22 protein-coding genes are annotated in these 22649 nt (G+C 64.5%); 10 read left to right on the forward strand and 12 right to left on the reverse strand.

Annotated elements, in window-relative coordinates:
• The first annotated feature begins 307 nt into the window (after positions 1 to 307).
• The 3 genes from AC0IPL_RS10260 (at position 308) to eno (ending at position 3286) form a co-directional block, all read left to right on the forward strand.
• Complete coding sequence (locus AC0IPL_RS10260) at positions 308 to 721, forward strand: Fur family transcriptional regulator (protein WP_474274180.1); 414 nt, start codon at positions 308 to 310, stop codon at positions 719 to 721.
• Positions 722 to 927: 206 nt separating this feature from the next.
• Positions 928 to 1839 (forward strand): DMT family transporter, encoded by a 912-nt coding sequence (locus AC0IPL_RS10265; RefSeq protein WP_474274183.1) that lies wholly within the window; start codon positions 928 to 930, stop codon positions 1837 to 1839.
• A gap of 172 nt (positions 1840 to 2011) precedes the next feature.
• The gene (eno, locus tag AC0IPL_RS10270) at positions 2012 to 3286 is read left to right on the forward strand and encodes a phosphopyruvate hydratase (protein WP_474274185.1); all 1275 of its coding nucleotides are present in this window, start codon (positions 2012 to 2014) and stop codon (positions 3284 to 3286) included.
• Positions 3287 to 3761: 475 nt separating this feature from the next.
• Here the strand turns inward: eno and AC0IPL_RS10275 are convergent, their stop codons facing one another.
• The 4 genes from AC0IPL_RS10275 to mazG form a co-directional block, all read right to left on the reverse strand.
• Complete coding sequence (locus tag AC0IPL_RS10275; protein ID WP_474274187.1) at positions 3762 to 4037, reverse strand: glycine zipper 2TM domain-containing protein; 276 nt, start codon at positions 4035 to 4037, stop codon at positions 3762 to 3764.
• A 172-nt stretch (positions 4038 to 4209) separates the two neighbouring features.
• On the reverse strand, positions 4210 to 4659 hold the full coding sequence (locus AC0IPL_RS10280) for a GNAT family N-acetyltransferase (protein ID WP_474274189.1): 450 nt from the start codon (positions 4657 to 4659) through the stop codon (positions 4210 to 4212).
• Positions 4656 to 5597 (reverse strand): nucleoside hydrolase, encoded by a 942-nt coding sequence (locus tag AC0IPL_RS10285; RefSeq protein WP_474274191.1) that lies wholly within the window; start codon positions 5595 to 5597, stop codon positions 4656 to 4658. Before AC0IPL_RS10285 ends, AC0IPL_RS10280 begins: the two co-directional genes overlap by 4 nt.
• Before the next feature lie 158 nt (positions 5598 to 5755).
• Positions 5756 to 6577: a nucleoside triphosphate pyrophosphohydrolase gene (gene mazG / locus AC0IPL_RS10290; RefSeq protein ID WP_474274193.1), complete on the reverse strand. Its 822-nt coding sequence runs from the start codon at positions 6575 to 6577 to the stop codon at positions 5756 to 5758.
• Between the two features lie 63 nt (positions 6578 to 6640).
• Between mazG and AC0IPL_RS10295 the strand changes: the two genes are divergently transcribed.
• The 4 genes from AC0IPL_RS10295 (at position 6641) to AC0IPL_RS10310 (ending at position 10308) form a co-directional block, all read left to right on the forward strand.
• Positions 6641 to 7804 carry a M20 aminoacylase family protein gene (locus AC0IPL_RS10295; protein ID WP_474274195.1) on the forward strand — a complete coding sequence of 388 codons (1164 nt, stop codon included), beginning with the start codon at positions 6641 to 6643 and terminating at the stop codon, positions 7802 to 7804.
• Between the two features lie 99 nt (positions 7805 to 7903).
• The gene (speB, locus tag AC0IPL_RS10300) at positions 7904 to 8872 is read left to right on the forward strand and encodes an agmatinase (protein ID WP_474274197.1); all 969 of its coding nucleotides are present in this window, start codon (positions 7904 to 7906) and stop codon (positions 8870 to 8872) included.
• Positions 8865 to 9812, forward strand: a complete 948-nt coding sequence (speB, locus tag AC0IPL_RS10305; protein ID WP_474274198.1) for an agmatinase — start codon at positions 8865 to 8867, stop codon at positions 9810 to 9812. Before speB (AC0IPL_RS10300) ends, speB (AC0IPL_RS10305) begins: the two co-directional genes overlap by 8 nt.
• Positions 9813 to 9897: 85 nt before the next feature.
• Positions 9898 to 10308 (forward strand): DUF1499 domain-containing protein, encoded by a 411-nt coding sequence (locus AC0IPL_RS10310; protein ID WP_474274200.1) that lies wholly within the window; start codon positions 9898 to 9900, stop codon positions 10306 to 10308.
• A 789-nt stretch (positions 10309 to 11097) separates the two neighbouring features.
• Here the strand turns inward: AC0IPL_RS10310 and AC0IPL_RS10315 are convergent.
• Complete coding sequence (locus AC0IPL_RS10315) at positions 11098 to 11415, reverse strand: hypothetical protein (protein WP_474274201.1); 318 nt, start codon at positions 11413 to 11415, stop codon at positions 11098 to 11100.
• 60 nt (positions 11416 to 11475) lie between these two features.
• Here AC0IPL_RS10315 and prfA point away from each other — a divergent pair, with 60 nt between their 5' ends.
• The 3 genes from prfA to AC0IPL_RS10330 all read left to right on the forward strand — a co-directional run bounded on the left by prfA (position 11476) and on the right by AC0IPL_RS10330 (position 14300).
• Positions 11476 to 12531 carry a peptide chain release factor 1 gene (prfA, locus tag AC0IPL_RS10320; protein ID WP_474274203.1) on the forward strand — a complete coding sequence of 352 codons (1056 nt, stop codon included), beginning with the start codon at positions 11476 to 11478 and terminating at the stop codon, positions 12529 to 12531.
• Between the two features lie 2 nt (positions 12532 to 12533).
• Positions 12534 to 13385, forward strand: a complete 852-nt coding sequence (gene prmC / locus AC0IPL_RS10325) for a peptide chain release factor N(5)-glutamine methyltransferase (RefSeq protein ID WP_474274207.1) — start codon at positions 12534 to 12536, stop codon at positions 13383 to 13385.
• A gap of 213 nt (positions 13386 to 13598) precedes the next feature.
• Positions 13599 to 14300 (forward strand): DUF4167 domain-containing protein, encoded by a 702-nt coding sequence (locus AC0IPL_RS10330; RefSeq protein WP_474274209.1) that lies wholly within the window; start codon positions 13599 to 13601, stop codon positions 14298 to 14300.
• Positions 14301 to 14391: 91 nt separating this feature from the next.
• Here the strand turns inward: AC0IPL_RS10330 and AC0IPL_RS10335 are convergent, their stop codons facing one another.
• The 7 genes from AC0IPL_RS10335 to lptF form a co-directional block, all read right to left on the reverse strand.
• Entirely contained in the window at positions 14392 to 15048 is a 657-nt protein-coding gene (locus AC0IPL_RS10335) for a GNAT family N-acetyltransferase (RefSeq protein ID WP_474274211.1), read from the reverse strand.
• Positions 15049 to 15062: 14 nt separating this feature from the next.
• Positions 15063 to 15914 (reverse strand): 16S rRNA (adenine(1518)-N(6)/adenine(1519)-N(6))-dimethyltransferase RsmA, encoded by an 852-nt coding sequence (gene rsmA, locus AC0IPL_RS10340; protein WP_474274213.1) that lies wholly within the window; start codon positions 15912 to 15914, stop codon positions 15063 to 15065.
• Positions 15915 to 16000: 86 nt separating this feature from the next.
• The gene (gene pdxA / locus AC0IPL_RS10345; protein WP_474274215.1) at positions 16001 to 16972 is read right to left on the reverse strand and encodes a 4-hydroxythreonine-4-phosphate dehydrogenase PdxA; all 972 of its coding nucleotides are present in this window, start codon (positions 16970 to 16972) and stop codon (positions 16001 to 16003) included.
• Positions 16969 to 18228 (reverse strand): peptidylprolyl isomerase, encoded by a 1260-nt coding sequence (locus tag AC0IPL_RS10350; protein ID WP_474274217.1) that lies wholly within the window; start codon positions 18226 to 18228, stop codon positions 16969 to 16971. The genes pdxA and AC0IPL_RS10350 overlap by 4 nt, the downstream gene beginning before the upstream one ends.
• A complete protein-coding gene (locus AC0IPL_RS10355; RefSeq protein ID WP_474274219.1) occupies positions 18213 to 20399 on the reverse strand; it encodes an LPS-assembly protein LptD in 2187 nt (728 codons plus the stop codon). Before AC0IPL_RS10355 ends, AC0IPL_RS10350 begins: the two co-directional genes overlap by 16 nt.
• Entirely contained in the window at positions 20383 to 21486 is a 1104-nt protein-coding gene (lptG, locus tag AC0IPL_RS10360; protein ID WP_474274221.1) for an LPS export ABC transporter permease LptG, read from the reverse strand. Before lptG ends, AC0IPL_RS10355 begins: the two co-directional genes overlap by 17 nt.
• Positions 21483 to 22610 carry an LPS export ABC transporter permease LptF gene (gene lptF / locus AC0IPL_RS10365; RefSeq protein ID WP_474274263.1) on the reverse strand — a complete coding sequence of 376 codons (1128 nt, stop codon included), beginning with the start codon at positions 22608 to 22610 and terminating at the stop codon, positions 21483 to 21485. The genes lptG and lptF overlap by 4 nt, the downstream gene beginning before the upstream one ends.
• Positions 22611 to 22649 lie beyond the last annotated feature (39 nt).

The raw sequence follows: 22649 nt of genomic DNA on the forward strand, positions 1-22649 counted from the left end.
CAGCTTGCGCAGCGGTATCTTGCGGGTCAGGGACCTCGGGCGCGCGCTGGCCGGATGCCAGGCCGCTGGCCTCTGAAATCCCCACGCGTGATTTTGGGAATGACGGCATATCACTAGACCCCGGACAACTGGTTGAGCGCTGGAAGCGCAGCCGGTTTTTGGTCTCTGCTCACGCGGCAGGGAGGGATGCCTTGGCGGTAGATGGCCGCGGACAAGCGAAATGTCAACCAGTGATGGGTGCGAAAAGCCTGTTTTCGGCGCGCAGTGCATCCGCTAAAGAGAAAGGCCAGAAGACGCGAGGATGCCGATGCGAGAGACGATAATCGCCCGTTGCGAGGCCAAGGGGCTGCGGATGACCGGCCAGCGCCGGGTTATTGCGCGGGTCTTGCAGGACAGCGACGACCACCCGGACGTTGAGGAGCTCTATGCCCGTGCGAGCGCGCGGGACGCGGCGATCTCGATTGCCACGGTGTATCGCACCGTCAAGCTGTTCGAGGAGGCGGGCATCCTGGACCGGTTGGAATTCGGCGACGGGCGCGCCCGTTATGAGGATGCGGACCGCGAGCATCACGACCATCTGATCGACATGAACACCGGCGCGGTGATCGAATTCTGCGACCCGGAGATCGAGGCGTTGCAGGAGCGGATCGCCCGCAAGCTGGGCTATGAGCTGCGCGGCCACAAGCTGGAACTTTACGGTGTGCCGCGCAAGGGCGGCTGAGCGACCGGCGGGCGGGGGCCAGGTTTTTCGCTGCAAGTTCAGGTGGCAGCCGCGGCGAGGGCCGCTTGCATCACGAATGCTGATGCGCGGTCTCACAGTATGTCATGCAAGCCTGTCGCAATCGGAGTTGTAGCGGCGGTGATTTGCCGCTTTTGTCGCCGGGATTCCGGCTGACCTGCCGGCAGACAAAACAGGAGCGCGCCCCAATGAACAATCTACATGGCATTCTGCTGGTGATGGCTTCGATGGCGTTCTTCACCCTTGAGGACATGTTTATCAAACGGCTGTCGGGGACGCTGCCGGTGGGACAGATCCTGATTCTTCTGGGGGTGTTCTGTGCGGCGGTCTTTGCGGTGCTGGCTAAGGCGCAGCGGGCGGCGTTGTTCGCGCCCGAGGCCTGGCGGCCGAAGCCGGTGATGCGCGCCGCGACCGAGATGGTGTCGGCGATGGCCTTTGCCACGGCGCTGGCACAGGTAGAGATTTCGACCGTGGCGGCGGTGTTTCAGGCAACGCCGCTGGTTATCACCATGGGGGCGGCGCTGTTTCTGGGCGAAGACGTGGGCTGGCGGCGCTGGCTGGCGATCTGCACCGGGTTTGCCGGGGTGCTGCTGATTATCCGCCCCGGCCTTGACGGCTTTGAACCGGCGGCCTTGCTGGTGGTGATCGCGGTGCTGGGGGTGGCGGCGCGGGATCTGCTGACCCGCAGGATGGACAGCGCAGTGCCGTCTTCGGTGCTGAGCTTTCAGGCCTATGTCACGCTGCTGCCGGCGGGCGCGTTGCTGCTGGCCTTGACCCCCGGCGAGGCGCGGATGCTGCACAGCGTGGAATGGTGGATGATGCTGGGCGGCGGCATCTTCGGCGTGCTGGGCTACTACGGTATCGTGGTGGCGATGCGGGTGGGGGATGCCGCCGCGGTGACGCCATTCCGCTATACCCGGCTGCTGTTCTCGATCCTGGTCGGCATCGTCGTCTTTGGCGAGCGGCCCGATGCGCTGACACTGGCAGGCGCTGCGCTGATTATCGGCTCGGGGCTTTATACCTTCGTGCGCGAACAGCGTCTGGCGCGGCAGGCGCGCCGCCAGGCCGCGCAGCGGTTGGCGGGCGAGGCTGCGGCCTGATGTCCCAACTGCTCGGCCGCAGGCGGCTGTTGGCGCAAACAGGGGCATGTTAGCCCTAAACCACCGTGAATAGGCGTGTTAGCGATAACGAGACCGGTTTACTTTTCTGCCCCGGCTGCTATGACGCTGGCAACGGAACGCGCCGCTTTCAGGCCCAACCAAGGATGGACAGATGAGCACCATTATCGACATTCACGCCCGCGAAATCCTCGACAGCCGGGGCAACCCGACGGTAGAGGTCGACGTTGTGCTGGAGGATGGCACCCTGGGCCGCGCCGCGGTGCCCTCAGGCGCATCAACCGGTGCCTATGAGGCGGTGGAAAAGCGCGACGGGGACAAGAGCCGCTACATGGGCAAGGGCGTTCTGGAAGCGGTCGCCGCAGTGAACGGCGAGATCGCCGAGGAACTGGTTGGCTTTGATGCCACCGAGCAGGTCGCGGTTGACCAGGCGATGATTGAGCTGGACGGCACCGACAACAAGGGCCGCCTGGGCGCCAACGCCATTCTGGGCGTGTCGATGGCGGTGGCCAAGGCCGCCGCCGATTTCACTAGCCAGCCGCTGTATCGCTATATCGGTGGCACCTCGGCGCGGATGCTGCCGGTGCCGATGATGAACATCATCAACGGTGGCGAGCATGCAGACAATCCGATCGACATTCAGGAATTCATGATCATGCCTGTGGCCGCGGAAAACATCCGCGACGCGGTGCGCATGGGCTCCGAAGTGTTCCACACCCTGAAGAAAGAGCTGTCGGCTGCGGGTCTGTCCACCGGCATCGGCGACGAGGGCGGCTTTGCCCCCAACATCGCCTCGACCCGCGAAGCGCTGGATTTCGTGCTGAAGTCGATTGAGAAGGCGGGCTACAAGCCAGGCGAGGAAATCTACCTGGCGCTGGATTGCGCCGCGACCGAATACTACAAGGATGGCAAATACGTGCTGGCCGGCGAAGGCAAGACGCTGACATCCCAAGAGAACGTGGCCTATCTGGCGGCGCTGGTGAAGGATTACCCGATCATCTCGATCGAGGATGGCATGGGCGAGGACGACTGGGATGGCTGGAAAGCACTGACTGATGAGCTGGGCGACAAGGTGCAGCTGGTGGGTGACGACCTGTTCGTGACCAACCCGGCGCGTCTGGCGGACGGTATTGAGCGTGGCTGTGCAAACTCGATGCTGGTCAAGGTGAACCAGATCGGCACCCTGACCGAGACCCTGAAGGCGGTCGATATGGCCCATCGTGCGCGCTATACCAACGTGATGAGCCACCGCTCGGGCGAGACTGAGGATGCGACGATTGCCGACCTCGCGGTGGCGACGAACTGCGGTCAGATCAAGACCGGCTCGTTGGCGCGTTCTGACCGGCTCGCGAAGTACAACCAGCTGATCCGCATCGAGGAAATGCTGGGCGAAGTGGCTGAATACGCGGGCCGTTCGATCCTGAAGTAAGCCCATGGCCTGACGCGATCAGGAGGCTAGCCTGTTCCTGAAGCCCCGCCGGTTCTCCGGCGGGGCTTTTGCATTTGGGATGATGTGGCGAGTTCGGAAGCTGGCGCTTTGGCGCGACCCGGCTGTCCGCGGCCCAATGTGGTGTAGATCACAGACGTACACGCCGGTGTTATGTTATGTTTGCGTCGTGCAACGCGAGGGGCGTTGCCGGAGAGGGGAACAGGCCATGACGCTGCGAGTCCTTCGCACAGTCGCAATCTGTGCAATTCTTTCGACACTGTTGGGGTGCGGTAATACGCAGAAGTATCCGTTCAGCGGCCTCGATGCCGCAGGCGGCGATCCAGTGCAACAGATGAACATGTTTTCACCCGCGTCGGTGCCGCCGGGGGTGTGAGCTGAGCCACGCCTTCGCGCAGCTGACGGCGCTGGCGCCCTGAACGGGCCGGAACAGGGCGCCAGCGCGGCGGTCAGGCTTTTAGCATGCGGCGGTGTAGTAGGTGCCGTCGCCACGAGAATAGGCGCATTGTTTCGTCTGGTTGTTCTGCGCAACCACGGTGCCGGCGGCAGCCCCGCCGAGGGCGGCGATCAGTTTCCAGTCGTCGTCGGCCTTCAGTGCGTCCGCAGCGATCAGGCCCGCGGCGGCGCCACCGGCCACACCAGCCACGGTGCGTTGCTCCGGGGTCAGATTGGTGCAGGCACCCAGTGTGATGGTGGCAGTGCTTGCGAGGACGGGGATCCAGCGGAAGGTCATGTAAGTGTCTCCATTTTCAAAGGTCCAAGCAGCCCGCCAAGGGGCCGCATATGACACTACAACTCTGCCACCATGGCAAAGGTTCCAACCGTTTCGGGCGGCTGCTGGGCCTGCAGGCGCGCAGACGCCGGACTGACAGGCTGTATCGGCAAAAGTGCGCCGAGTGGAGGTGTCACAGCTCCTTGGTCATCAGAATGTAATTCTTGCGCGGCTTGAACCTTGTGCGCAGGTAGAGCCCCTGGGCGGTCTCGTTCTCACGGTCGACCTCCAGATGCAGCGCGCGCACGCCAGCCCCGGCGAGCGATTTCGGCAGTTCCGTCAGCACCTCGGTTGCGACGCCGCGGCCGCGGACGGCGGGACGGATGTACAGCTCGTCTACAAAACCGTCCATGCCGCCGAATTCCACCGACCAGCCAAAGGTGATGACGATGTAGCCGATCGGCGCACGGGTGGGGCCGATCAGGTAGACCGCGCCATAGGGGTGGCCCTCCAGCAGCGGTTCGATCCCGGCACGGCGGTGGTCATCGTTGCTGTGCAGCCCGGTTTCGGCATGAAAGGCGGCGACCAGGGCCAGCACCTGTTCCAGATGTTCGGGCTTGGCGAGGTGCAGGGCCGCGCTCATAGCCGGGCCAGCCGCTGGGTCAGCAGGTCAAAGAAGCCGTCAGCCTCCACATCGCCGATGAACAGTGCATTGGGCTGACGGTCGGTGACGCCCCACCAGTCGGCCACGGTCATGCCGAGGGTCAGCTCGGAGCGGGTTTCGACCTCGACATTCACCTGACGCCCCGAAAACAGTTCCGGGCGCAGCAGCCAGGCGATGACACAAGGGTCATGCAGCGGCCCACCTTCGGAGCCGTATTTTTCCACGTCGAAACGTTCAAAGAAGTCGAGCATCTCGGCGGAGAAGTGGCCTACGCGACTGTCCAGCGCGCGGATCGCCTCGATGCGGGGGCGGGTCGCCAGCACCTTATGCGTCACATCCAGCGGCATCACCGTGACGGGTGCGCCGGATTTGAAAACGATCTCGGCGGCTTCCGGGTCGACGTAGATGTTGAATTCGGCTGCGGGGGTGATGTTGCCAACCTCGAAATAGGCGCCGCCCATCATCACCACCTCCTGCACCCGGCTGATGATGTCGGGGGCGGTGTTGAAGGCGGCGGCCACGTTGGTGAGCGGCCCGAGGGTGCATAGGGTGACGGTGCCGGGGTCATGGCTGCGAAGGGTGTCGATAATGGCATCGACAGCGGAGCCTGTCGCCAGCGGCATCTGCGGCTCCCACAGGGCGGGGCCGTCAAGGCCAGTCTTTCCATGCACGTGTTCTGCGGTCACCAGGGGGCGGTGCAACGGCGCAGCGCAGCCAGCGTAGACCGGCACATCGGTGTGGCCTGCGGCCTCCAGCACGATGCGGGCATTGGTCTGGGTCCGCTCCAACGGCACATTGCCGGCCACGCAGGTGATGGCCAGCAGGTCCAGCTCCTGTGGGCTGGCCAGCGCCAGCAGGATGGCAACGGCGTCGTCCTGGCCCGGATCGGTGTCGATAATGATTTTTCTGCGGCTCATGGTCCTCTCCGCTGGTGTTTTGGCATCAGGTTACGTGTTCGGGGCGGCGGATTGAACCGCGCTTGCAGGCTGTGACGGTGGTTTGGGGTGTTTCTGCAAAGGGCAAAGCAGCGCAGAGAGAGTGGGATCTGAGTATTTGGGGAAAGATGAGGGGCGGGTCAGGCCTCGCCGCGCTCCTCTGCCTTGACCGCATCCCAAAGCGCGTCCATTTCCGCAAGGTCGCTGTTCTCGGGGCGCTTGCCACGGGCGGCCAGCTTGGCCTCGACGCCTTCGAACCGGCGGGTGAACTTGGCATTGGCGGCGCGCAGGGCGGCTTCCGGCTCCACCCCCAGGTGACGGCCGAGGTTGGCCATCACGAACAGAAGGTCGCCGAATTCTTCCTCGACCTCTGTTTGGGTCAGGGTGTCGCGGGCCTCGACCAGTTCGGCGCATTCCTCGTGGATCTTGGCGATGACATTGTCGGCTGAGGGCCAGTCAAACCCGACGCGGGCGGCGCGTTTTTGCAGCTTGTAGGCGCGCAGCAGGGCAGGCAGCCCCACCGCGACACCATCCAGAGTGCCGGTTTCGGCCTTCTCCGCGCGTTCCGCGGCCTTGATGGCCTCCCAGTCCGACGTCTGCTGCTCGGCGGATTTTTCGCGGCTTTCGTCGCCAAAGACATGCGGGTGGCGCGACACCATCTTGTTGGACATGGTGGTGACCACATCCTGAAAGGTGAAATGCCCGGCTTCGGCGGCCATTTGCGCGTGAAAGACCGACTGGAACAGCAGATCGCCCAGCTCGCCCTTCAGCTCATCCCAGGCTTCACGTTCGATGGCGTCGGCGACTTCATACGCCTCTTCAATGGTATAGGGGGCGATGCTGGCAAAGTCCTGTTCGATGTCCCAGGGGCAGCCGGTCTTGGGATCGCGCAGGCGCGCCATGATTTCCAGCAACCGTTCGATGCCGGCGGTCTCATTGTGGATCAGGTCAGTTTCGGGCATTGCGGCTCTGCTTGGTTCAGTGTCAGATGCATCATCCGCAGTCTGGAACAGGAGTCCACCCCCATGCCGGTCGTGAACCGTATTGCCGATTATGCCGAAGAGATGAAGACCTGGCGGCGGCATCTGCACCAGATCCCGGAGCTGGCGCTGGATCTGCCCAAGACGGCGGCGTTTGTCGCCGCGCGGCTGCGTGAGATCGGCGTGGATGAGCTGCATGAAGGCCTTGCCACCAGCGGTATGGTGGCGATCATCAACGGCCAGGGGGAGGGGCCGACGATTGGCCTGCGTGCGGATATGGACGCGCTGCCAATTGCGGAGGATACCGGGGTGGATTATGCCTCTGGCCATGTGGGCAACATGCATGCCTGTGGTCATGACGGCCATACCACGATGTTGCTGGGGGCGGCGAAATATCTGGCGGAGACGCGCAACTTCAAGGGCCGCGTCGCGCTGATCTTTCAGCCCGCCGAAGAGGCCATCGGCGGTGCCCGCATCATGGTCGAAGAAGGCATCATGGAGCGGTTTGACATCGGCCAGGTCTATGCGCTGCATAATGCGCCCGGCCTGTCGGAGGGGTATTTCCTGACCACCCCCGGCGCGCTGATGGCGGCGGTGGACGAATTCCACATCCACATCCAGGGCAAAGGCGGCCACGGCGCCATGCCGCATGAGTCTCGCGATCCGGTGATGGCGGCTTGTGGCATCGCGCAGGCGATCCAGACCATTGTCAGCCGCAACCATCACACGCTGGAGGATCTGGTGGTTTCGGTCACCCAGATCCACACCGGCAGCACCGACAATGTGATCCCGGACACCGCCTATATCAACGGCACCGTGCGCACCTTCAACCCGGAGGTGCAGAAGATGGTGATGCGGCGGATGCAGGAGATCGTGGCGGGGCAGGCGGCCAGCTACGGCGTCGAGGCCGAGCTGAAGTATGAGGTCGGCTATCCGGCCACCATCAACGATGCGGCCAAGGCGGAGTTCGCCGCGCAGGTGGCGCAGGAGATCGCCGGCGAAGGCAATGTCGAAGCCAATGGCGGCCGCGAGATGGGCGCAGAGGATTTTGCCTTTATGCTTCAGGCGCGGCCCGGTGCCTATTTGTTCCTGGGCCAGGGCGACAGCGCCGGGCTGCATCACCCGAAATATGATTTCAACGATGACATCGCGCCGGTGGGCGCGTCCTTCTTTGCGCGGCTGGTGGAACGGGCGCAGCCGCTGGGGTGACTGGTGCACCTGCGGACAGGTGACAAACGCGGCGCAAGTCGGTATTTGATCAAATTACCGGCGGCCATCCCGCCATAGACATAGCAAAGAGGTGACGACATGGCGCTGGAAGATGCCAAAACGCAGGTGGATCAAGCCTTTACCCGTGAGGATCTGAAGGGGCTGACGTTCGAAAATACCTTTGGCGGGGCGCTGTCGTTTCTGCGCCGCCGCTACAGCAAGGATCTGACCCATGCGGATATCGCCGTCACTGGCGTGCCGTTTGATCAGGCGGTGACCAACCGCCCCGGCACCCGGCTGGGGCCGCGGGCGATCCGCGAGGCGAGTGCCTTGCAAAGCCCGGATGCGCCCTATGGCTGGGGCTATGACCCGCTGAGCGAACTGGCGATCGTCGATTATGGTGATGTGGCGTTTGACTATGCCAATGTGCCTGCCTTTCCCGACACGTTGACGCAGCATATCCGCGGCATTCTGGACAGCGGCACGGCCTCGGTCACGTTGGGGGGCGATCATTACATCAGCTTTCCGATCCTCAAGGCCTATGCCGAGAAATACGGGCCGATCTCGCTGGTCCAGTTCGATGCCCATACCGACACCTGGGCGGATGATGACTTTTCCCGCGTCGACCATGGCACCATGTTCTACAAGGCGGTGAAATCCGGCATCGTCGATCCTGCGACCTCGGTGCAGGTGGGCATCCGCACCACCAATGAGGATACGCTGGGGGTCAATATCATTGACGCCCCCACGGTGCATGAGATCGGCGCCGATGAAACCGCGCGGCGGATCAAGGCGATCCTCGGCGATCGGCCCGCCTATCTGAGCTTTGACATCGACGGGCTGGACCCGGCCTATGCACCCGGTACCGGCACGCCGGTCTGGGGCGGGCTGACGACGGCACAGGCCGCGCGCATCCTGCGGGGCATTGCGGGCATCAATCTCAAGGGCGGCGACGTGGTCGAGGTCTCTCCCCCCTTTGACACCACGGGTGCAACTGCTATTGCCGGGGCACATGTGGCGATGGAGATCATCTGCCTTCTGGGCTGGAACATGAGGGACAATGACTGACTTCAATCAACCGATCAGCGGAAATGACCTGGCGCGGTTTTCGGGCCCGAACACATACATGCGACTGCCGCAGGCAACCTCGCTGGAGGGGCTGGATGTGGCGGTCCTTGGGATCCCGATGGATATCGGCACCTCGTGGCGGTCGGGCACACGGTTTGGTCCCAAGCAGATCCGCGCCGAGAGTGCCATGCTGCGGCCCTATAACATGGCCACCGGCGCGGCACCGTTCGACAGTCTGAACATCGCTGATATTGGCGATTTGGCGATCAACACCTTTTCGCTGCCGGACTCACTGCGCATCATTCAGGACAGCTATTCGGCGATCCTGTCGGGCGGGGTGATCCCGGTGGCGATGGGTGGCGATCATTCGATCACCCTGCCGATCCTGCGTGCCATCGCCGATAAATATGGCCCCGTGGCGCTGGTGCATGTGGACGCCCATGCGGATGTGAACGACGAGATGTTCGGCGAGCGCGAAACCCATGGCACCGTCTTCCGCCGCGCCTATGAGGAAGGGCTGGTGGTACCCGACAAGACCTATCAGATCGGCATCCGTGGAACCGGCTATGCGGCCACGGATTTCTCCGAGGCGCAGAGCTGGGGCTTCCAGCACTTCCCGGCGCAGGAACTGTGGGGGCGGTCGCTGCACCAGATGGGTGCGGAAATTCGTCGCGATATCGGCAATAGGCCGGTCTATGTGTCCTATGATATTGATAGCCTCGATCCGGCCTATGCGCCGGGCACCGGCACGCCCGAAATTGGCGGGCTGACAACGCCGCAGGCGCTGGAGCTGATCCGCGCGCTGCGGGGGATCAATATCGTGGGCTGTGACCTGGTGGAGGTTTCGCCGCCCTATGATCCCTCGGGCAATACGGCATTGGTTGGCGCCAACCTGCTGTATGAGCTGCTGTGCGTTTTGCCGGGGGTGACGACGAAGTAGACGTCCGGGGCGGGCGGGCAACAGCCCCTGCGGCACGCGCGATGAGGAGGCAGGGCTTGACCTTGATACCGCAATAAGGCGGCTGATGCTGCTGCTCTGGCTGGCGCTGGCCGCTGTGGTGGCTGTTCTGGGGTTCATTCGGCTGGCCCCCAGCGATCCGCTGGACTGGAACACGCAACCGGAGCTGTCGGAGGACAAGGAATTTCGCGGCGGCGTGTTCCGCGTGGTGCGCACTGGCCCTGGCGGGTTGGAGCGCTTTCACCGGATCGCCAGCGCCGCGCCGCGCACCAGCGTGCTGGCCGGCGGTCCGCAGGATGGCATGGTGACCTATATCACCCGCACCCAGGTGCTGGGCTTTCCCGACTACACCACCGCCGCGCAAGATGGTGATTTGCTGAAGGTCTACGCCCGGCTGCGGTTCGGGCGCTCGGATCTGGGTGCCAATCGCGAGCGGATCAATCATTGGCTGGCGGAAATGGAGCGGGATGCGCCCTGAGGTCCGCGCGGGGGAGTAGGTCCAGCTCTCCAGCCGGTTCGCAGTTTATCGGCGATACCCCACACCGTTGCGCGTGGCACCGCGCGGGGTGAAACAGCCGCTTTCTTCTACTGAGACGTGGTTTGAAGGGCAGGCCGCGCTGGGCTTGCCACGCTTGACCTGAAGGGGGGCATGTATGGGAAGAGGTGTCTTCCACGGTCAGGAGTTTCGACTTAGAATGACCGGTATCGCATTGTCTTAAATGGATAAATCTGGAAATATGTGGCCAGGAAATTTGCCGTACCTGGTCTGGCACTGGTCTGCTGTGCGCTGCTTACGGCCTGCGGCGGAGCCCCCTCCAGCAAGGAGCTGCGTTTTGATAGCGACGCGAACGGCCGGTTTAGCGGCAGTGCCGGTAGCAACTGGACGGAGGCGGAAATCAGGAGATTTGCCCCTGGCCACTTCTGCGGCAACGGGCCCGTTGGGGCGTTCTGTGTCTCCGTTCTGCCATCTGCGCCTGATTACAGGATCTTTTCAGGGGCCTGTGCATCCGGCGGTACCGCGGCGTCCACAGCGGTTGCTGGGCAAAGCCGCATCGCTGCCGCGTCGTCAGCAATCTCAGCGCCCTCGACGATGCCGACTGCAAGCAGCGGCGTCTGGGTCGGCTCCCCCCTTTCGTGGATTGATGCTCCGGGCGGCGTCGCAGGGGCGCTGGCCTTGCGGTCAACCCGGCACCGCGGAGCCGCCCGCCTGTCCGGTTCCGCAAATGGGCCCGTCAGGCAGCCGCTGTCGAGTCACTACCGGAGCGCGTCACCCTGCGGAAGGGGCTGAGAGTGGGGGCAGCTCGGCTGGCGATTGTGAAGCCTGGGGTGCGAGAGGCAGCGACGCCGTCACGCAGCTGCTTTGCACCTCGCGCCACATCGGCACGTTCAGCGACATCTGGCATTGCGCCATGAACATCCGCCCGTCCACCCGCAGGCAGCGCAGCTCTCCCAGTTCGACCCGCGCGCCGGATTTGTCGGTGCAGTAGCAATCAATGGTCTTGCCGCCCGGCCCGGTCACATCCGCCAGTCCTGCGGCGGGCAGGCTGAGGAGAATTGTGGCAATAAGGACTCTGGCATGTCGCATGGCTCTAGCATATCACATGGGGGTCAATCGGCCAAAACATGAACAACAATAGGCGCATCCATGATCCCCGAGGAACGGTTGGAACAGATCCTGCAACGGTTTCAGTATCTGGAAGCCGCGATGGCGGATGGTGCCGGGGGGGGCGATATTGCGGCCCTCGCCAAGGAATATTCCGACCTGCGCCCGGTGGCCGAGCAGGTAAGCGCCTATCGCAAGCTGCGGAACGATCTGGAAGAGGCCGAGGCGATGCTGGCGGATCCGGACATGAAGGATCTGGCCGCGGAGGAAATCCCAGGGCTGAAGGCCGCGATCCCCGAGGCCGAACATGCGCTGCAACTGGCGCTCTTGCCCAAGGATGCCGCCGATGCGCGCCCGGCGATGCTTGAGATCCGCCCCGGGACGGGCGGCGACGAGGCGGCGCTGTTTGCGGCCGACCTTTTGCGCATGTACCAGCGCTATGCCGAGGCGCGGGGCTGGAAATTCGACATCATCGAGGAACAGGCCACCGAGCTCGGCGGCATCAAGGAAGTGGTAGCGCATATCAAGGGCGAGAATGTCTTTGCCCGGCTGAAGTACGAATCCGGTGTCCACCGGGTGCAGCGGGTGCCCGCGACCGAAAGCGGCGGCCGCATCCATACTTCCGCCGCCACCGTCGCGGTGCTGCCCGAGGCGGAGGACGTGGACATCCAGATCGACCCGAATGATCTGCGCATTGACACCATGCGGTCCTCCGGGGCGGGCGGGCAGCACGTGAACACCACCGACTCGGCCGTCAGGATCACCCACTTGCCCAGCGGCATTGTGGTGACCAGTTCCGAGAAATCGCAACATCGCAACCGCGAGATCGCCATGCAGGTGCTGAAGGCCCGCTTGTTTGATGCAGAGCGCCAGCGGATCGACAGCGAGCGCTCGGCAGATCGTGCCAGCCAGGTCGGCTCGGGCGACCGCTCAGAACGCATTCGCACCTATAATTTTCCGCAAGGACGGATGACCGACCACCGCATCAACCTGACGCTGTACAAGCTGGAGCAGGTGATGGGGGGGGATCTGGATGAGGTGATCGACGCGCTGACCGCGGACAACCAGGCGCGGCTGCTGGCCGAGATGGGGCAGTGAGCATGGCGGAGACGGCGGCGCAGGCGATGGTAGCAGCCACCGCGCGGTTGCGCGCGGCCGGGGTGCCGGATCCGGCACGGGATGCGCGGGTTCTGCTGGCCCATGCTGCCCGGATCGAGGCCAGCCGGGTGACCCTGATCGCCCCCGAGGAGCTGGCGAGCGATGTGGCTGAACGCTATGAACAGCTGATTTCCCTACGCGCGATCCGAGTGCCGGTCTCGCATCTGGTGGGGGAGCGGCAATTTTATGGGCGCCGTTTCAAAGTCTCGCGCGATGTGCTGGATCCGCGGCCGGAGACCGAAATCCTGATAGAGGCGGCTTTGTCGCAGCCTTTTGCGCGGGTTCTCGACCTTGGGCTGGGCTCGGGCTGTATCCTGGTGACGCTGTTGGCTGAACAGCAGACGGCCACCGGACTGGGGGTCGACATCAGCGAGGCCGCCTGCTTGCAGGCCAGCGCCAATGCGGTTCTGCACCGGGTCGCCGATCGCGCCGATATCCAGCAGTCCGACTGGTTCGACGGGATTTCGGGCCAATTCGACCTGATCGTGTCGAACCCGCCCTATATCGCGCTGGACGAGATGGGCGGGCTGTCGCAGGAGGTGCGCGAGCATGAACCGGACCTTGCCCTGACGGATGGCGGTGACGGGCTGGGGGCCTACCGCGCGATTGCCGCCGGGGTGGCGGCGCATCTGGCGCCTGGGGGGCGGCTGTTGCTGGAAATAGGCCCGACCCAGGGTGCGGCGGTCAGCGCATTGCTGACGGAGGCGGGGTTGCAGGGCATAGCGGTCCTGCCCGATCTGGATGGTCGCGACCGGGTGGTGCGCGCCCATTTGCCGTCCGTCAGCGGAAAATAGCGGGTTAAATCGCGTTTTCACCAGAAAAAACGCGGAAAACCCGATTGTGCCTCTTGTTTGTCCCGCCAAAAACGGGTTACTCAAAGAAAGCCGCTTGAGGAGAATGCCTTATAGGCGTTCCCGCGGCTACAAGCCCAAAATAGCTGATGATCCGGCGCTAAGGCGCGTTTGCTTGGGTCTGCGGCGCATCAATTCAAGGCTGACGTTAGGCAGATGAGATCTTCCAAATCACGTTCCCGTTCCAAGTCGAACCGCAACCGTCCCAACGGCGCCAATGTCGTGAACCGGGTGTTCGACAGCTCCGGCCCTGAAGGCAAGGTGCGTGGAACCCCGCAGCAGATTATCGACAAGTACAACCAGCTGGCGCGGGATGCGCAACTGGGCAATGACCGTGTCGCGACCGAAAACTTTCAGCAGCACGCGGAACACTACCTGCGTATGCTGAACGAGGCGCAGCGCGAGATCGATGCGCGCCGCGAGGAGCAGGAGCGGCAGAACCGCGAACGCCAGGCCGAGCGCGACCGCGAACGGGCCGAGCGGCTGGAACGCCAGGAGCGCGAGGCGGCTGCGGCTGCGGCCTCATCGTCGTCTGATCCTGCCGCGGCACCGCAGCCCGAGGTGATTGACCCGCGCGGTGACAACGGCAATGGCGGCGGCAGCGGTCTGGTCGAAACGCCCGAGAACCACGGGCAGCCCGAGGCAGTCGGCGAGGCGCAGCCCAAGAAGCCGGCGCAGCGCAAGCCGCGCGCGCGCAAGCCTGCCGCGAAACCCGACTCCAAGGCCGAGACGAGCGCCGAGGACGGGACTGCGACCGGCGGCGAGGGCGCCGAGAACAAACCGGCCAAAAAGCCCAGCCGTGCGCGGGCCAAGCCCAAGCCCAAGGCCGAGGATGGCCCTGCGGAAGCCGCGGAGTAACCCCGGAACGCCGCCGCAGGCGACGCCGGCAGCAAGAATCTGAACACCCCCGTCGGCCTTTGGCCGCGGGGGGTTTTTCATGCGCGGCCCTTCAAGCGCTCAGATGCGTCGCACGGGAACGCCGGTCACCTCCACAGCTCGCGGGGGGGTGACAGGTCGGGCAGATATGTCGGCAGGATGGCCGAGGGCCAGCATACCAAAGGTCGGGACTGTCAAACGCTGCGAGGCAGCTGCACGGCCCGCACAGGGGCGCAAATTCTGCGGCGTCAACGGGGGCTCCGGTCAAAGCCAGCGCCTGCCAGCCGATCGAATGGCTCAACGGGTACGGCGGTGGCAGCTGCGCTGCGTCAATCTGGCAAAAGCCGAGGCGGCCATAATAGGCGGGGTCGCCATAGGTGGCCACAATGCTGATGCCGTCCTGTTGTAGCTGCCGCAACCCGTGGCGGATCAGGCGCGAGCCAACGCCGCGCCTGTGCCGGTCCGGGGCCACTGCCACAGGCGAGAGCAGGGCCACGCGGCGGCTGTCCTTGGCATAGTGAAGGGGCGAAAACAGGATGCAGCCCGCAAGGGTCGCGCCATCATGGGCGGCGAACCGGCGCACACCGGCGCTGACCGGCGCGGCCAGCAGCTGCGCGACCAGGTCCGCCACCATCGCACCTTCCTCGGCGCTGTCTGCGGTGGTGAAAGCGGTCTTGAACAGCTTCGTGATCTCAGCCTGATTTGGGGCGGTTTCTTCGATGAACTGCATAAGGCCCTTTCCCTTCAGCGCGGTGAGGCGGCAGCAACCTCGCGGGCGAGGGCGCAGAAGGCTTCGAGGCTTACTTGTTCAGCGCGTTCGGTAGGCGCAATGCCGGCAGCGTGCAAATGGTCCTCGATCATTGGCGAAATGCCCTTGAGAGAGGCACGAAGCATCTTGCGCCGCTGGTTGAAAGCCGCGGCCACAACGCGGCTCAGCACTGCGGGATCGGCAGGATAGCGCGGCTGGTCCAGCGCCTCCAGATGAACCACGGCGCTGGACACTTTGGGCGGCGGGGTAAAGGCGCCGGGCGGCAACGACAGAACGATGCGCGCCTCGGCCCGCCATTGGGCCAGAATGGCAAGGCGGCCATAGGCCTTGGAGCCGGGCTGCGCCACGATGCGCTCAGCCACCTCGCGCTGGAACATCAGGGTCAGGCTTTGCCAGAACGGTGGCCAGTCCTTGGGCGTGAGCCAGCGCACCAGAAGTTCGGTGCCGACGTTGTAGGGCAGGTTGGCGGCAATGCGGATCGGCGGCGTGAGATGCGCCAGCGGGTCGAAGTCGAGCGCGTCGCCGTTGATGACCTCGAACCGGCCGGGATAGGCCGCGGCGATCTCCTGCAACGCGGGCAGGCAGCGGGCGTCCTTTTCGACCGCCAGCACCCGGCGCGCACCTTCGGCCAGCAGGCCGCGGGTCAGCCCGCCGGGGCCGGGGCCGATTTCCAGCACGTCGCAGCCAGTCAGATCGCCGGCCTGCCGCGCGATCTTGGCGGTGAGGTTCAGATCCAGAAGAAAGTTCTGCCCCAGCGACTTGCGCGCCGAGAGCTGGTGCGTGGCGATCACCTCGCGCAGGGGGGGCAGGGAGTCGATGGCGCTCATGTGTCAATGCTACCTTGGGGCAGGGCGCGGGCGGCGCGCCGCAGAATTCGGGCTTTTGGCGGGGATATTTCCAGCCGCAAGACGCGTCAAGAGCTGGCGGCCATGCTCTGCGCCAGCTTCAGCGCCTCAATCAGGCTGGAGGGGTTGGCCGCGCCCCGGCCCGCGATGTCGAAGGCGGTGCCGTGATCCGGCGAAGTGCGGATGAAGGGCAGCCCCAGGGTGACATTGACGCCGCGGTCAAAATCCAGCGTCTTGATCGGGATCAGCGCCTGGTCGTGATACATGCACACCGCCGCATCATACCGCGCGCGGGCGGCGGCGTGGAACAGCGTGTCTGCTGGGTGCGGGCCGCTGATATCCAGTCCAGCCTGCTGCATCTGGCGGATCAGATCGCTGATCCAGTCCAGCTCCTCGCACCCCATGGCGCCGCCTTCGCCGGCATGGGGGTTGAGACCGGCCACGGCGATGCGTGGCGCGGCGATGCCGAACTGCTGCCGCAGGCCGGTGGCGGTGATCTCGATGGTGTCGCGCAGCAGATCGGGGGTCAGCACCCGTGGCACATCGGCCAGTGCTATGTGGATGGTGGCGGGCACCACCCGCAACTGCGCGCTGGCCAGCATCATCACCACCCGCTTGCGCCCCGCCAGCGCGGCAAGGAATTCGGTGTGGCCGGGATAGGCAAAGCCCGCACCGTCGATCAGCGCCTTCTTGTGGATGGGCGCGGTGCACAGCGCCGAAGCCTTGCCCGCCTGTACCAGCCGCACAGCGGTCTCGATCGACTGGATCACCCCGGCGGCATTGGCGGGATCGGCCACGCCCTTGGCTGCACTGCCAGCGAACGGCAGCGGCAACACCGGCAGCGCGTGGGCGCAAGCTGTCATCGCGTCGGTCGGCGCTGCGATGCATTCCACCGGGATGTCTGCGGGCAGGTGGCGTGGATCGCCGATCCAGAAGAACGGGCAGCTATCGCGCAAGACCTGCCAGGCCTTGGCGGCGATCTCCGGGCCGATGCCTGCGGGTTCCCCGCAGCTGAGCGCAATCGGCCCGCGAGGGGTCATTTGGTTTCGATCCGCGCATTGGCGCGCAGCTGTTGCAGAAAACTGTCGGACAGCGAGGTCAATCGCTGCACCGTCAGCGCGTTGGCAACTGCCTCGCGCGTGGCGCCTTCGCCCAGATCGGCGGTGCGGCCGCAGAGCATCAGTACCATCAGCGTCTCACCATCGTTGCGGGTGAGGGCGGTAGAGGTTTCGCCGTTGTCGAGCTTGGCCAGCTCCAGCGCGATGTCATTCGGGATCTCGGCCGGAGGCACACTGTTGATTTCCAGAACCGAGGGATCCTGCCCCTGCGCCAGCCCGTAGAAGTCGTCACAGGTGTCGACTCCTTGGGCCAATTTCTGCGCTGCGGCCAGGTTTTCAGGTGTGCGCGGGCCAGGCAGGTAGTAGGTGGCGTATTCGATCGCGGTATAACGCGGCGCGGCGCCCTCGACCTCGCGCAGCCCGCGCATCTGGAACAGGGCAATCGCGCCCTGTAGCGGCAGCGGCTCAGAGATTTCGCCGGGTTTCAGCGCCAGAACCACTTCTTGCAGTTGCGGCGGCAGTTTGGTCAGCGCGACCCAAGGCAAGCGACCGCCCTGTTCGCGGCTGGCGGCGGCAGAATATTGCGCCGCCGCTGTCGAGAACTGGTCATACCCGCTGAGCCGGGAGACATGCTCCACCAACTCTTCGACCTGGGCTGCGTTCTGCTCGGTCAGTGGCACGATGAATTCCGACAGCAGCACCTCAACGCTGCCGGAGCCGGCGGTGCCCATGGCGCGGTCGATCTCTGCTTCGGTGGGGCGGGCGCGCGACAGGAACCGCGCGCGGGTGTATTCCCGCCAGCCCAGGCCCACCGTCGTGAAATCGCGCAGCGTCTGCGGATCGACGCCGTTCTGGCGCAGCACCGTCAGAAAGTCATTCAGCGACAGGTTGGCGCGGCCTGCCAGCTCTTCCATTCCCCTGGCGATGTCTTCCTCGGTCGGCACGATACCGGCCTGCTCCAGCACATTCAGTTTCAGCCGATCGTTGATCAGCTCCTTGCGGGCTGTTGCCAAGGGGTCGCCGGGCACCCGCAGCGCCGCTTGAAAGCGGGCACGCTGTTCCAGCTCATAGTTGGTGATAACCGCGTCATTGACCGTGATCGCCGGGGCAAAGAGGCTCTGCGCCGCGGCGGGGAGGCCGGTCAGCGCCACTCCGGAAGCCAGCGCCAGGGCGGCTGCGGTGTTGAAAGCGCGGGAAAGGATGGATGCCGGGAACCGGGATTTCATGTCTTGCTGCATGACCGCCTGTACTGTTTGCTGCCGCTGTTCACGGAAAATCCGTTCAGCGAGATGGTAAAGCCGAAATCGGTTGTCGGCTCAACACTTGTTGTCGAGGTATAGCGGCGGTTGACCGAAACGTCGACCGTTACGCATTCGTTGCTGTACGCGAGGCCAAGCCCGGCGCGGGTGGCGCGGGCGTCGGAGATGTCATAGCGCAGCCGGGCGCTGGCTGACCAGTTGGGGTTAAGATCATAGCGGCCATCGAACCACAGTTCTGAGGTCTCTTCGTCGCGCTCCTCGTCCGGGTCGGTGCCAAGCCACAGGTAGGTGCCGGAGAGGCTGGAGCGGCCGGTGTGCCAGTCGCCGCGCAGCTCTGCCTTGGAGAAGTTCAGCGAGCCGTTCAGCAATCCGCGGGTGGAGAGCGCCAGCCCTTCGCCGAACTTGATCTGCCCGGCCAGCAGAAGATCCGACGTGGTGCCGCCGAGGCCGGAGCTTTTGGTGAACCGCGGGTCTGCATCGCTGCGCAGCACCTGACCGACGGTGGCATAGGCCTGCCAACCGCTGGGCGCATAGCGGGCCCAGTTCGCGCCATAGACCAGCGTCAGCCCGTCCTCGCGGGCGTCCGCATCGGCAAAGCGCGACAGCGACAGCAGGTTGCCCTGGTCAAATTCGACAAAGCGGCTTTCTTCGCTGGCGACATCGCCGCTGCCCTCGTTGCGCCAGCCGATCTGGACAATAGGCTCCAGAAACTGGGTGGCGCCAGAGGCCTCCTGGCGGCGCATCGGCAGCCGCAAGGTCACCGCAGTGCGCGGGGTGAACCGGGTAAGCTGTTCGGTGTAAAAGCTGTCGTCGTAGGTGCGGAAGGCATCGGCGGCGGCGCCCACTTCCCACTCTGCCAGGAGACCGTAGCCGAGACGCCAACTGCGACGCCAGTCGATGTCTGCGGACAGCCGGGACAGGTCGCGGCCGTTGCTGGTGGTTGCGGTGCCGTCGATGCTGGAGCTGCGGTAGTGGCCGTGGCCCTGCAGGGTCAGCCGCAATTCACCGCCGGTCAGCGCCGGTTGGTGGCGAGACTGGTAATAAACCTCGGTAATGCCGGAGGGGATGTCGCTCTGCACTTCGCTGTCGCGCAGGGTCTTGTAGTGGGTCAGCGATCCACGCAACAGGCTGTCGCGCCGAACCCGCTCCACCACCACATCAGACCGCAGCCGGTCCAGATCGGGCAATCCGTAGTCGGCAAGATAGGCGTCGTCGGAGACGGTCCTGAGATCAAAGCTCAACCGGTAGTCGCGCGGAAGCTGGAACCGGCCCTCGAAAAAGCCATACCCGCGGTCTTCGCCCTGATAGAGGTCGTCGCGGGTATGGGCGCCGTTGAATTCGATCCGCCCGCTGCGGAAGGCCTGACGATAGCGCAGGTCCAGGGTGCGGGTGCTGGAGGAGATATACGGCGCCACTGTCAGATCGCGGTGCGGCCCGAGCGTGAAGAAATAGGGCAGCTTGATGCCGGTCCCCAGGTTGGAGGTAGAGCGCAGCGACGGGATCAGGAAGCCTGTGGCGCGCTTCAATGACGGGTCGGGCAGGCGCAGTGCCGGGAAGTAGAAAACCGGCACGTCCAGCACACGGAACTGGGCATTTTCAAAGTACAGCTGCCGCTCCAACTGGTCGTGGGTCACCCGCTCGGCGCGGATCTGCCAGAGCGGCGGCCGGCCGTCGTTGCAGACATCACAGGAGGTCGCGGCGGTCTTGTACAGCTGGGTATAGCGACCGCTGACCCGCGACATCTGCAAGGACGCCAGCTGTAGCTGCTGCTGGAACACCATGCGCGCGCCCGTCAGCAGGCCGTTGCGCAGGTCGCGGTCCAGCTCTGCGGCATCAGCCAGGATGATGATGTCATCGCCCTGGTCGATGCGGATCGGCCCAACAATGTCGAGGGTGCCGGTGGTCTGGTCAAAGGTGATCCTGGCGGCCCGTAGCCGGGTTTCGCCCTGAAACGCTTCGACATTGCCTTCGGCCACCAGGGTGCGGTCCGGGGTGATGAACAGCTGGTCGGCGACCAGCATGGCGGGCTGAGGCGCGCCTGACTGAGGCAACAGTGAGGTCTGCGCCTGCGTGGCCGGAGCGGACAGCGCCAGCCAGGGCAGCACGGCGGAAAGAAGCAGCGCGCGGCGCAAATTACCCGTCTTCGGCATGAAGCAGCAGTCCCAAAGTCAAAAGTATCGCGGCAACGGGGGGCGCCCAGGCCGCAAGGGCCACCGGGATTTGTCCGTTCTCCCCCAGGATTTGCGCGAAATTGCGGATGAAATAAAGCCCGAATCCCAGCAGCACGGCCATCAGCACCGCAAGACCGGTGCCGCCGAACCGTGTGTGACGCATGGTGAAGGCGGCACCCACCAGCACCATGGCAATCAGGAACAGCGGTCGGGCCAGCTGCGCTTGGTACAGAACCTCATAGCGTTTGGTGCTGAAACCGGCCTGTGACAGCTCGCGGATGGTGGCGGGCAAATCATAGATGGAAATGCCGGTCGAGGTGCCCAGCGTGTCGCGGATGCGATCGGTGGTCAGCGTGGTCGGCAGCCGCAGCTCTGTGCGGCGCAGCGCGCCGCTTTCGGGGTTCAGCCCGGCCGCCAGCGGCCAAGATTTGACGTCTTGCAACACCCAGGCACCGTCCTCCAGACGGGCCGAGGCCGCCGAGATGCGGCGCACCGGGCCGCTGCCTTGGGCGTAGCTGTGGATGGAGACGTCATGCAAGGTGATGTCGACGGCGTCGCCGCTATAGCCCTTGGCGTGGATTACCGACTGGCCCTGGCTGCCGCCCTGGCGCAGCCACAGCCCCTCACCGCTGAGCGACAGCGCTGATGGCCCACCGTTGCGATACGTATCTGCGAGATCCTGGTAGCGGTTGGCGGTGGCGGCAACGATCGGGTTCAGGGTGCTGACCGCCAGACCACCAATCACCGCCGCCACCAGAACTGGCGCTGCCAGCGCCCGGATGCCGGAGCGGCCAATAGCGCGGGTCACCACCAGTTCGCTGCTGCGCGCAAGGCCGACAAACAGCACGATGGTGCTGAGGATCATGATCAGCGGCAGAAACTCGCTGAGTGCCGCAGGCAGGTTCAGCAGGGTCAGCCCGATCAGCTGCGCCATCCCGAGGTCTGCCGAATCAAAGCGGCGTACCTGCTCGTTCAGGTCGATCAGCACCACCAGCGTCATCAGCACCGCAACGATCACCAGGAACCACTGCACGAAGCGGCGCGCGTAATAGAAATCGAGTTTCATGTGGCCGCCTCCGCTTTGGCGGCGCGCACCCGCTTGGGCCGCCCCGCCAGTACCAGGAAGACAAGGGCAATCGCCAGTCCCAACACGGTAGGCACATAGATCAACGGCCACAGGTCCGGGTTCTTCAGCACCGGTTCAGAGACCACGCCGCGCAGCCCTTCGACAAAGATCAGGATGACAAAGGCCAGCATCGCCTGACGCCAGACCCCAAAGCGCGAGAAGGTGCCGAGCATCAGTGCCGAAAAGCCGATCAGCGTGACCGCGATGCAGACCAACGCGCGGGCAAACCGCAAGTGCAGCTCTTCGGCCTGGGCGCCGGGACTGTGGCCGTCCTGCTGCTGGATCTGGGCGCGGTTGCCGATCAGCTCCAAACTCGGGATGGCCCGGATGTTGCGCGCAGAGCTTGCCGCTTTGTTGGCCAAGGCGCTGATATCGTAAGAGAAGTCAGAGAAGAAAGTGGTCGACAGCTGTTGATTGCGATGCACCAGGCGCTGCGCCATTCCCTCGACCATGATGAGATGGGCGCTGTCGTCGTCGCGCACCAGAAAGGCCCGCGCGCCGGTGTAGGTGACGGTCACCGTGGGGTCGCGGCGGTCCGACAGGAACACATCATTGAGGGTGCCGTCGGGGTCGATCTGGCGGATGTAGAAGGTGACACCGTCGGCCGGGTGCAGGAAATCGCCCTCGCTCAGCAGCTTGGCGGTGATGTTGCGCGAGACTTCTCCCTCGCGTCGCTCCAGCTGGCTGATTGAGGCGGGCAGCAGGTAATGGGTCAGCGCCGACATCATCAGCGCGGTGATCACCCCAAAGACCAGCGCCGGGCGGGCCATCTGCCAGGGGCTGGTGCCGGTGGCGCGCAGCACGGTCAGCTCACTTTCGCTGTTCAGCCGGTTGGTGACCCAGACCGAGGCGCCAAATGCGGCGATCGGAAGCACCATACGGATCAGGTTCGGCAAGGTCAGCGCGGTGAATTCGAGAAACACCAGCGCCGACTGGCCGTTTCCGATCAGCCGGTCGAACAGAACAACCGCACGGTTGACCCAGAATACCGCCACCAGAATCAGCGCAAAGAAGCCGAAGAAGAGCAGGTATTGAGACAGCACATATCTGTCGTAGCGTGACACCCGATCCCCCCAGATCCTGCCGTTGTTGTTTTGCCGGAC

Source organism: Leisingera sp. SA32 (assembly GCF_056033425.1).